The sequence below is a fragment of the Selenihalanaerobacter shriftii genome, assembly GCF_900167185.1.
GTDB classification, from domain to species: Bacteria; Bacillota; Halanaerobiia; order Halobacteroidales; family Acetohalobiaceae; genus Selenihalanaerobacter; species Selenihalanaerobacter shriftii.
Genome location: NZ_FUWM01000013.1, coordinates 81400 through 89969, shown reverse-complemented (window position 1 = coordinate 89969; position 8570 = coordinate 81400). Strand labels below are relative to the sequence as shown.

Genomic DNA, 8570 nt, shown 5'->3' with positions numbered 1-8570 from the left:
CTACTAAAATTTATGGCGCTGACGGTGTAGTCTTTACTGACAACGCTATGAAAGATATTGAGAAATTAGTTGAGCAAGGGTTTGATAATATGCCAATCTGTATGGCTAAGACTCAGTCATCTATCTCAGATGACCCAACTAAGAAAGGTAGACCAACAGGCTTTAAAGTTACAGTTAGAGAGATTAATGTATCTGCAGGAGCAGGCTTCCTAGTAGCCTTAACCGGTGCAGTTATGACAATGCCTGGTTTACCTAAAGTACCTTCTGCTGAAGAGATCGATGTTGATGCAGATGGTAACATTAGTGGTTTATTCTAAACAAGGAATATAAATTATAAGAACCTGCAGTCTAGATATCTAGACTGCAGGTTTTTTAAAATAATTATAAATTTCACTAATAAAATTCATGCTTAATGATAATTTTGTTAATATATAAATTTCATACTTATACTAAATTTAAAGAATAAACTTAAATTATTATGATAAAAGGATTACTAAATAATGTGGAGGGGGAAAGAAGATGGAGATTACTAAAGAAGAATTATCTGAATCTTTTAAAAGAGAGAATTATATCTGTAATGAGGAAATAATTGTCCCAACTTATTTATCTTTGACTTTAGAAAAACCATTATTAATTACTGGTGAACCAGGGGTTGGCAAGACTGAAATTTCCAAGGTATTAAGTAATATATTTGATACTGAGTTAATTAGATTACAGTGTTATGAAGGATTAGATGAAAATAAAGCTTTATATGAATGGAATTATCAAAAGCAGTTAATTAATATTCAAATTAATAAGGATAATAAATCTGAAGATTTAATTGAAGATAATATTTTTTCCGAAGAGTACTTATTACAACGTCCGCTTTTAAGAGCCATTAGAACAGAAAAACGACCAGTTTTATTGATTGATGAAATTGATAAGACAGATGAAGAATTTGAAGCATTCTTGTTTGAACTATTATCTGACTTTCAAGTTTCTATTCCAGAGCTAGGTACTATTAAAGCTAAACAGAAGCCGATAGTAGTTTTAACTAGTAACGCTAATCGTGAATTGTCAGATGGTTTAAAGAGGAGATGTGTATTCCTATATATTGAATTACCATCTATTGAAAAAGAAGTAGAAATTATTAGAACTAAAGTACCAGGTATTGGAGAGGAATTATCACGACAGATAGCTATGGCTATAAGTTATTTAAGGGTTAATTTAGATTTGAAAAAGAAACCATCGATTTCAGAAACTCTAGATTGGGCAAGAGCTTTAGTTGGACTAGATGCAGATAGGTTAAGTCCAGAGATAATTCAACAGACCAGAACATTATTTTTGAAGACTAAGGCAGATTTAGACACCTTTGAAGGTCTAGGAGCTGAAAAATTACAAGAAAAGTTATAGAACAGGAAAAGAATTAAAACAAGGCATGATCTAAAAAGCGAGGTGTAGTATATGGATCATAGAGAGGAAAGGCTTGATCAAGTTCAAGAACATATTGACAAAAATCAGCCTGACTATGTAGAGAATAATATTATTAATTTCATTCAAATTTTACGTAATTTAGGGATTAGGATTAGTTTAGCTGAATCAATTGAAGCATTCCAAGCTTTAAAATTAATAGATATTATAAATAAAGATGAAGTTAAGATGACCTTACGTTCTCTCTTAGTTAAAGATAATTATGAAAAAAGGATTTTTGATAAAGCTTTTGATGAGTTTTTTATTTCTATGGAAGAGAAGCTGCATAAAGAGAAAATGAGAAAACAAAAAGTTGAAGAAAGAGAACAGGCTAAACAAGAGGCAGAAGATGATTTAGTTTTCAAAAAAGAGAGTGTTGTAGATGAACAGAATGAAGAAGAGGTTCAATTAGAATTTACTGATGAACAGAAAGAGATTTATACTCAATTAGATCCTGAAATTCAGCAAAAGATTAAAGAATATATAGAAGATAGTTTTCCTGGACATCTTGGTCATTCTCCACATGCACAACCTATGTTAGAAAAAATGATTAATGGAACATTAAATTATTGGAAGAGCCAGCTAAAAAACAGAGGAGAGGATATTGATAGACAAAAGCAAATCAAATCCAAGATGACTGGTAATTTAGGAATGGATACAGTAATTGAACAAGTGATTTCTAGTTTACAATATGAAGAAGAATCACTTTTAACTCAAGATATGAAGCGAATATCAGATGAGAAATTACCAAAAGTGACTGCAATCATAAAAAGACTATCACATAGACTGGCTACTAAGATTTCCCGCCGTTTTCAGAATAGTAAAAAGACAGGAAAATTAGACTTAAGGAGAACTATTAGAAAGAACATCAAGTATGGAGGAATAATGTTAGATCTTAAATATAAGACCAAGAGAATACAAAGGCCAGAATTTTTGCTAATTTGTGATGTGTCAGACTCTATGGCGCGTTATGCTACATTCGTATTACAGTTTGTATATGGACTCTCTAGTGCAGTAAAGGATATTGAGAGTTTTATATTTTCCGAAGATTTAGAGAGGATTACTGATGATTTTCAAGTTGGTGTGTCTTTTGAAGAGACTATGGCTAAGGTAATTAGCCATAGCAAACAATGGGGAAAGACTACAAATTTGAATCAAACTTTAGAAACTTTTCAAACTAAATACATGGACATATTAAATCCATCAACTATCGTATTCATTATGAGTGATACTAAGACAATGGAGGTAGAGGAAGCAGCATTAAAATTAAAAAAAATCAAGCAGAAGGTAAAAGATGTAGTATGGTTAAACACATTACCAAAATCTGAGTGGGATGATTTGGACTCAGTTCAAACTTTTAAGCAATTAACTAATATGGTAGAATGTCATACTATTAAACAACTAAAGAATTCTCTTAAAATTAAGAATTTAATTTAAAATCTTATTTGACTTGACACAATTGGATTAGTTTGATAAACTGATTAAAAATTTAAGAAATTAATTTACAGATAAGTAAATTGATTCGTATAGATTCGAGAATAAGGCTCGAAAGTTTCTACCAGATGGCCGTAAACCATTTGACTACGAATCTTGATTAGGGGAGTTTAGACTCTGATCATAGATGCGTTAATGAGCCTAAGTATAGTTATATTAAAGTTATAACTATACTTAGGCTTTTGGTATATTTTATAATGATAGTAATTAATTTCAAGTTTAAATAGTATTAGATTATATAGTGTAGATTGTTTTAATTTGTAAATTAATATTTAATAATTTATAATTAGGAGGTATAAAATGAAGGACAAGTTTGGGAAAGAAGGTCTTACTTTTGATGATGTTTTATTAATGCCGGCGGCATCTAATGTATTACCTAAAGAAGTAAATACTGCAACTAGATTGACTAAGAATATTAAATTAAATATTCCAATTTTAAGTGCAGGAATGGATACAGTTACTGAAGCAGAATTAGCAATTGCCATGGCTAGAGAAGGTGGTATTGGAATCATTCATAAGAATATGTCAGCTGAACAACAAGCTGAAGAGGTAGATAAGGTTAAAAGGTCAGAGAGTGGAGTAATTGTTGATCCATTTTATTTAACTCCCAAAAATTATGCCTATGAAGCTGAATATTTAATGTCTAAGTATAAGATTTCAGGTGTTCCTATTATTAATAATGAAGAAGATATGGAATTAGTAGGGATTATAACTAATCGAGACTTGCGATTTGAAAAAGATTATGACCAACAATTAAAAGAAATCATGACTAAGGAGGATTTAGTGACTGGACCGGTAGGTACTACTTTAGAAGAAGCAAAAGAAATTTTACAGAATCATAAAATAGAGAAGTTGCCTTTAGTTTGTGATAATAATGAATTAAAAGGTTTAATAACAATAAAAGATATAGAGAAAGCTGAAAAGTATCCGAATGCGGCAAAGGATGAACAGGGACGACTTTTAGCTGGAGCAGCTGTAGGTATTTCTGGAGATACTTGGGATAGAATTGAGGTTTTAATAGAGGCAGGAGCAGATCTCTTGGTTATTGATACAGCTCATGGTCATTCACAAGGAGTAATTGATTTAGTAAAAGAGGTTAGGGTAGAGTTTCCTGACGTAAACTTAATTGCTGGGAATGTAGCTACTGCTGGAGCTACTAGAGACTTAATTGAGGCTGGAGTAGATGCTGTTAAAGTAGGAATTGGGCCAGGCTCAATCTGTACAACTAGAGTGGTAGCTGGAATAGGGGTACCACAGATTACAGCTATTTATGATTGTGCTAAGGAAGCTGATAAGTATGATATACCAGTAATTGCCGATGGAGGAATTAAATATTCTGGGGATATCGTCAAAGCTATAGCAGCAGGAGCTAGTACAGTGATGTTAGGTAGTTTATTAGCAGGAACTAAAGAGAGTCCTGGGGAAAGAGAAATTTATAAAGGTAGAAGTTATAAAGTTTATAGAGGCATGGGGTCTTTAGGTGCTATGGAAGAGGGAAGTAAAGATCGGTATTTTCAAGAAGAAGAGAAAAAGTTAGTTCCAGAAGGTATTGAAGGACGTGTACCTTATAAAGGACCTATATCTGAGACAATATATCAATTGGTTGGCGGTTTAAGAGCTGGAATGGGATATTGTGGAACACCGGATATTGAAGTGTTAAGACAAGATGCTAAATTTATTAGAATTACTGGAGCCGGATTAGAAGAAAGTCATCCACATGATGTAACTATCACAAAAGAAGCACCTAATTATAATTTAGATTAAATATAGATTTTAAAAAACACTTCTAATTAATTAGAAGTGTTTTTTAATTTAGTTTTTTTATGATATAATCTTTGTTAAGTTTTAGTAGGAATTTAATTAAAAGTGATTAAAAAATAATAATGGAGTTGAAATAGTAGATGAATTTACTTTTAGGTCTATTAGTAGGAATTGGTTTAAGTGCTGCTTGTGGGTTTAGAGTTTTTGTACCATTATTAATAATGAGTGTTGCTTCCATATCAGGTAACTTAGAATTAGCTGAAAATTTTAAATGGATTAGTACATATACAGCTTTTTTTGGTTTTTTAATAGCAACCTTGTTAGAAGTTAGTGGTTATTATATTCCCTGGGTAGACAATCTACTTGATACAGTAGCTACTCCTGCAGCAGTAGTTGCTGGTTCTATAGTTACTGCTTCTTGTATTACTGAAGTAAGTCTATTCTTACAATGGTCGTTAGCAATTATAGCTGGTGGTACTGCTTCTGGAGCAGTACAATTAACAACAACAAGTTTAAGAGGAGCTTCAAGTGCAACAACTGGAGGCATGGGTAATCATTTTGTTTCTACTTTAGAAGGAATTGGTTCAACGTTAATACCTATAATTTCTATTTTATTTCCTTTTTTTACTATATTGTTAGTTGCTATGATTAGCTATATTATTTTTAAAAAGATTATTCCTAAACTAATATCAATTAAAAGAAAAGTTTTTAAACAGTCATCTTAACTGAATTAAATATTATCTTTTAAAATTTCATCGATAGTTAGTTTTTCTAAATTATTCTTTAACTTTTCTTTTAAAGAATTATAGATTTTACATATTTTCTTATCTACAAATATTTTTTCAATTTCTACTTGTTGACTGATTGATTCTGTTTGTAGGATATCTCCAATAGAGACATTTTCTAAAGGAACTATTGGAACGTAATAATTATCTTTAGTAAGTGATATTAAATTTTTATTTGTTAAGTTTTGTAGGCTAGTTTCTATTATTTCAATAGGTATTTTAATTTTAGAGGCTAAAGTATCAAGAGTTATTCCAGTAGACTTTTCTTTAATAAATTCATCATAAATAATTATTAAAATGATAATAGGGATTAAAGTTTGGAATTCTGTTGTTATATCTTGGCTATTCTTAAAATAGGTTAAGTTGGTGCGATGTTGGAAAACATAAGTAATGACTGCTCCTAATAAGATTATAATCCATGTTAAGTATAGCCAAATTAAGAAAAGAGGAATTACAGATAATGATCCATAGATTTGGTGATAAGTAATTACATTTGTAGTATAAATAGTATATAAGTTCTTGGCTAAATTGAATAATCCGCAACTTATTATTCCTCCGACAATTGCTGCTGAAGGTTTTACATCAGTATTAGGAATTAGGTAATAAGCTAGAATAAAGATTAAGAATTGAGAAGTAATAATAATAAATCGGAATAAGAATATATTATTAGTTATAGCTAAATCTTTACTAAAATAAGAGCTAATTAAAGGAATAGTTAGACTTAATGATAAAGTAATTAGAAAAGCTCCTAGGGTAATAAAAGTCCAGAAGGCAATAAACCTCTTAAACAGGTCACGATGTTTTGAGACATTCCAAATTCTATTAAATGCTTTTTCCACCTTAGCTAAGGTTAAAATGATAGTTATAACTAAAGAGCTAAATCCAATAACTCCTAATTGAGTGACATCGATATTATTTATGTATTGTTCAAGGATCGTCATTAGGGTTTGACCTGTACCTGTAGTTAAATTATTTAGGATAGCTTCTTTTAAGAAATTAGTTATTCGTTCTAATTTACCAAAGAAATTAAAAAGTGTTATAATATAAAAGGTAAATATCAATAATGGAATTATAGATAAAAGAGTAGTATAAACCAAACCCATTGCATTAAGAAAGATATCAGTTTCTTTAGCTTTTTGATAAGTCCTTTGCCAAAATAGCTTCCAATTAACATTAATTAAATTATTAAACATAGAATCACCTAGCTTACTTATAAATAAGTTTAATTAAGATATGTTGGTATAATTATATCAATTAATATAGTGAAATCAAACTATTTCTTAATAAATATTACCATAAAATATAATATATGATATATTTCTACTTAATTATGGCTTAGAATAATAAATAATCAAGAGGTTCTTCTATTAATAGAAGAACCTCTTGATTATAGTAGGGTGGTTATTTACAGTGAAGATAATAAAATATATAATTCACAAAAAGGACCAAGATGCATAAGATATAAATGTATACTATTAGTTAGGGAGGGAAAGATAATGAAAAATAATGATCAGTGTTTTATATGTACAGAAATAAAAGATGGAATAAAAATTAATGGTAAATTAATTTGTTTAGATTGTGAAGAAGAATTAGTTAATATCCTGCCAACTAATCCTGAATATGATAAAGCTTTAAATGATATTAAAGATATTTTATTTGAATAAATGACTAGTGACGATTTTGATTTAATTCGTTTTTAATTTCTTGTATCTTTTCTGATGATAATTCAAATGAAATTGCTAGTTCTGCGTCTGACATTCCTAAAGCCCATAAAGTTAAAAACTTATGTCTATCTATTCCATATTTATTTTTAAATTCATCTTCGTCCTTATACATAATTTAACCTCCTTTTATAATATAATCTTACCAAAAGTTCTAAAAATTATACAAGCTTAAATTTTATAAAGGAGAATAAACCTTTTTCAATAATAATAAAAGTAAGTCATTCATGATAGTGATGGAGGAAGATAAATGGAAGGATTGTTTATAACATTAGAAGGTCCAGAAGGAGCAGGGAAATCAACTCAAATTGAGTTACTAAATTCTTACTTGACTAAAAAAGGCTACCAAGTAGTTCAGACTAGGGAACCAGGGGGAACTACAGTTGGTGATAGAATTAGAGAAATATTATTAGATAATAATTTAAATAATTTAGAGCCTAAAACAGAGTTATTATTGTATTGTGCTAGTAGAGCACAGCATATTCTAGAGGTAATTAAACCAGCTTTATTAGAAGGTAAAATAGTACTTTGTGATAGATTTAGTGATGCTACTTTAGCTTATCAAGGCTATGGTAGGAAGATAGATATAGAATTAATTCAACAAATAAATAGATTATCGACTGCTGGCTTAAAACCGGACCTAACATTTATATTGGATATAGATTCAGAAGAAGGATTACATAGGGCTAAAGGTTTAGATAAAGATGGTTTTGAGTTAGGTATAGGTGATAGAATAGAAAATGAAAAACTAGAATTCCATAAAAGAGTAAGATCAGGTTATTTGGATTTAGCTAAAATGGAGGATCGTTTTGAGGTTATAGATGCTAACCACAGTGTAGATGATATCTTTAAAGTGTTAGTTCAAAAACTAGAGGAGAGGTTAGTAGAAAATGAAGATTCAAAATAAGCTGAAACAAGACTTAAATCAAATATTAGCTAAATCTGAAACTAGAGCATCTGAAAAGGTTGAAGGTAGAAAGAGTGAATTTTTAGACACTTTACAAGAAATAAATGATAAAAAAATAAAAGCTAAATTAGATGAACTCTTAACTTTAATAGATGAACAAGGGGAAACATTAAGTAAAAAGCGTACATATAAAGAATTAATTAGATACAAAAAAATGGTTCAAAAGTTTGTTAAAGAAGCTGTGGAGCAGATGTACAAGGTGAAAGAAGAGTATAGCAGTTATGGTTCTGGTAATCATAAAGTATATACTTTAGTGGATAAGGTAGATAAATCTTTAGAAGAACTAACAGAATTAATCTTAAATAAGCAGGCAACTCAATTGGAAATATTAGATCGATTAGACGAAGTTCGAGGAATGTTAGTAGATATTTATACTTAATTTGTTGGTGCAGG

At 29.8% G+C, this 8570-nt stretch carries 10 protein-coding genes and 1 riboswitch; of the genes, 8 read left to right on the top strand and 2 right to left on the bottom strand.

Annotated features, from left to right (window positions below; genetic code table 11):
- The 5 genes from B5D41_RS08580 to B5D41_RS08560 form a co-directional block, all read left to right on the top strand.
- Positions 1 to 317: formate--tetrahydrofolate ligase (locus B5D41_RS08580; protein ID WP_143555685.1), on the top strand; the 317-nt coding region annotated here is incomplete at its 5' end.
- A gap of 202 nt (positions 318 to 519) precedes the next feature.
- Positions 520 to 1392 carry an AAA family ATPase gene (locus B5D41_RS08575; RefSeq protein ID WP_078810219.1) on the top strand — a complete coding sequence of 291 codons (873 nt, stop codon included), beginning with the start codon at positions 520 to 522 and terminating at the stop codon, positions 1390 to 1392.
- A gap of 51 nt (positions 1393 to 1443) precedes the next feature.
- Positions 1444 to 2886: a VWA domain-containing protein gene (locus B5D41_RS08570; protein WP_078810218.1), complete on the top strand. Its 1443-nt coding sequence runs from the start codon at positions 1444 to 1446 to the stop codon at positions 2884 to 2886.
- Between the two features lie 65 nt (positions 2887 to 2951).
- Positions 2952 to 3053, top strand: a riboswitch (purine riboswitch).
- A 190-nt stretch (positions 3054 to 3243) separates the two neighbouring features.
- Positions 3244 to 4707, top strand: coding sequence for an IMP dehydrogenase (gene guaB, locus B5D41_RS08565; RefSeq protein ID WP_078810217.1), 1464 nt, complete (start codon positions 3244 to 3246; stop codon positions 4705 to 4707).
- A 137-nt stretch (positions 4708 to 4844) separates the two neighbouring features.
- Entirely contained in the window at positions 4845 to 5429 is a 585-nt protein-coding gene (locus B5D41_RS08560) for a DUF4126 domain-containing protein (RefSeq protein WP_078810216.1), read from the top strand.
- Between the two features lie 5 nt (positions 5430 to 5434).
- On the opposite strand, the gene B5D41_RS08555 is transcribed toward B5D41_RS08560, so the two are convergent.
- Positions 5435 to 6682 (bottom strand): YihY/virulence factor BrkB family protein, encoded by a 1248-nt coding sequence (locus tag B5D41_RS08555; RefSeq protein WP_078810215.1) that lies wholly within the window; start codon positions 6680 to 6682, stop codon positions 5435 to 5437.
- A 303-nt stretch (positions 6683 to 6985) separates the two neighbouring features.
- Between B5D41_RS08555 and B5D41_RS08550 the strand changes: the two genes are divergently transcribed.
- Entirely contained in the window at positions 6986 to 7153 is a 168-nt protein-coding gene (locus B5D41_RS08550; RefSeq protein ID WP_078810214.1) for a sigma factor G inhibitor Gin, read from the top strand.
- Positions 7154 to 7157: 4 nt separating this feature from the next.
- On the opposite strand, the gene B5D41_RS14105 is transcribed toward B5D41_RS08550, so the two are convergent.
- A complete protein-coding gene (locus B5D41_RS14105) occupies positions 7158 to 7325 on the bottom strand; it encodes a hypothetical protein (RefSeq protein ID WP_159442923.1) in 168 nt (55 codons plus the stop codon).
- Between the two features lie 135 nt (positions 7326 to 7460).
- On the opposite strand from B5D41_RS14105, the gene tmk reads away from it, so the two are divergent.
- A complete protein-coding gene (tmk, locus tag B5D41_RS08545) occupies positions 7461 to 8117 on the top strand; it encodes a dTMP kinase (protein WP_078810213.1) in 657 nt (218 codons plus the stop codon).
- Positions 8101 to 8556 carry a YaaR family protein gene (locus B5D41_RS08540; protein ID WP_078810212.1) on the top strand — a complete coding sequence of 152 codons (456 nt, stop codon included), beginning with the start codon at positions 8101 to 8103 and terminating at the stop codon, positions 8554 to 8556. Before tmk ends, B5D41_RS08540 begins: the two co-directional genes overlap by 17 nt.
- Positions 8557 to 8570: the final 14 nt, after the last annotated feature.

Coding starts and splice junctions, on each gene's coding strand:
- B5D41_RS08540 (WP_078810212.1), top strand. CDS start 8,101: ATGAAGATTCAAAATAAGCTGAAACAAGACTTAAATCAAATATTAGCT.
- B5D41_RS08570 (WP_078810218.1), top strand. CDS start 1,444: ATGGATCATAGAGAGGAAAGGCTTGATCAAGTTCAAGAACATATTGAC.
- B5D41_RS08555 (WP_078810215.1), bottom strand. CDS start 6,682: ATGTTTAATAATTTAATTAATGTTAATTGGAAGCTATTTTGGCAAAGG.
- B5D41_RS08560 (WP_078810216.1), top strand. CDS start 4,845: ATGAATTTACTTTTAGGTCTATTAGTAGGAATTGGTTTAAGTGCTGCT.
- B5D41_RS08550 (WP_078810214.1), top strand. CDS start 6,986: ATGAAAAATAATGATCAGTGTTTTATATGTACAGAAATAAAAGATGGA.
- B5D41_RS08575 (WP_078810219.1), top strand. CDS start 520: ATGGAGATTACTAAAGAAGAATTATCTGAATCTTTTAAAAGAGAGAAT.
- B5D41_RS14105 (WP_159442923.1), bottom strand. CDS start 7,325: ATGTATAAGGACGAAGATGAATTTAAAAATAAATATGGAATAGATAGA.
- tmk (WP_078810213.1), top strand. CDS start 7,461: ATGGAAGGATTGTTTATAACATTAGAAGGTCCAGAAGGAGCAGGGAAA.
- guaB (WP_078810217.1), top strand. CDS start 3,244: ATGAAGGACAAGTTTGGGAAAGAAGGTCTTACTTTTGATGATGTTTTA.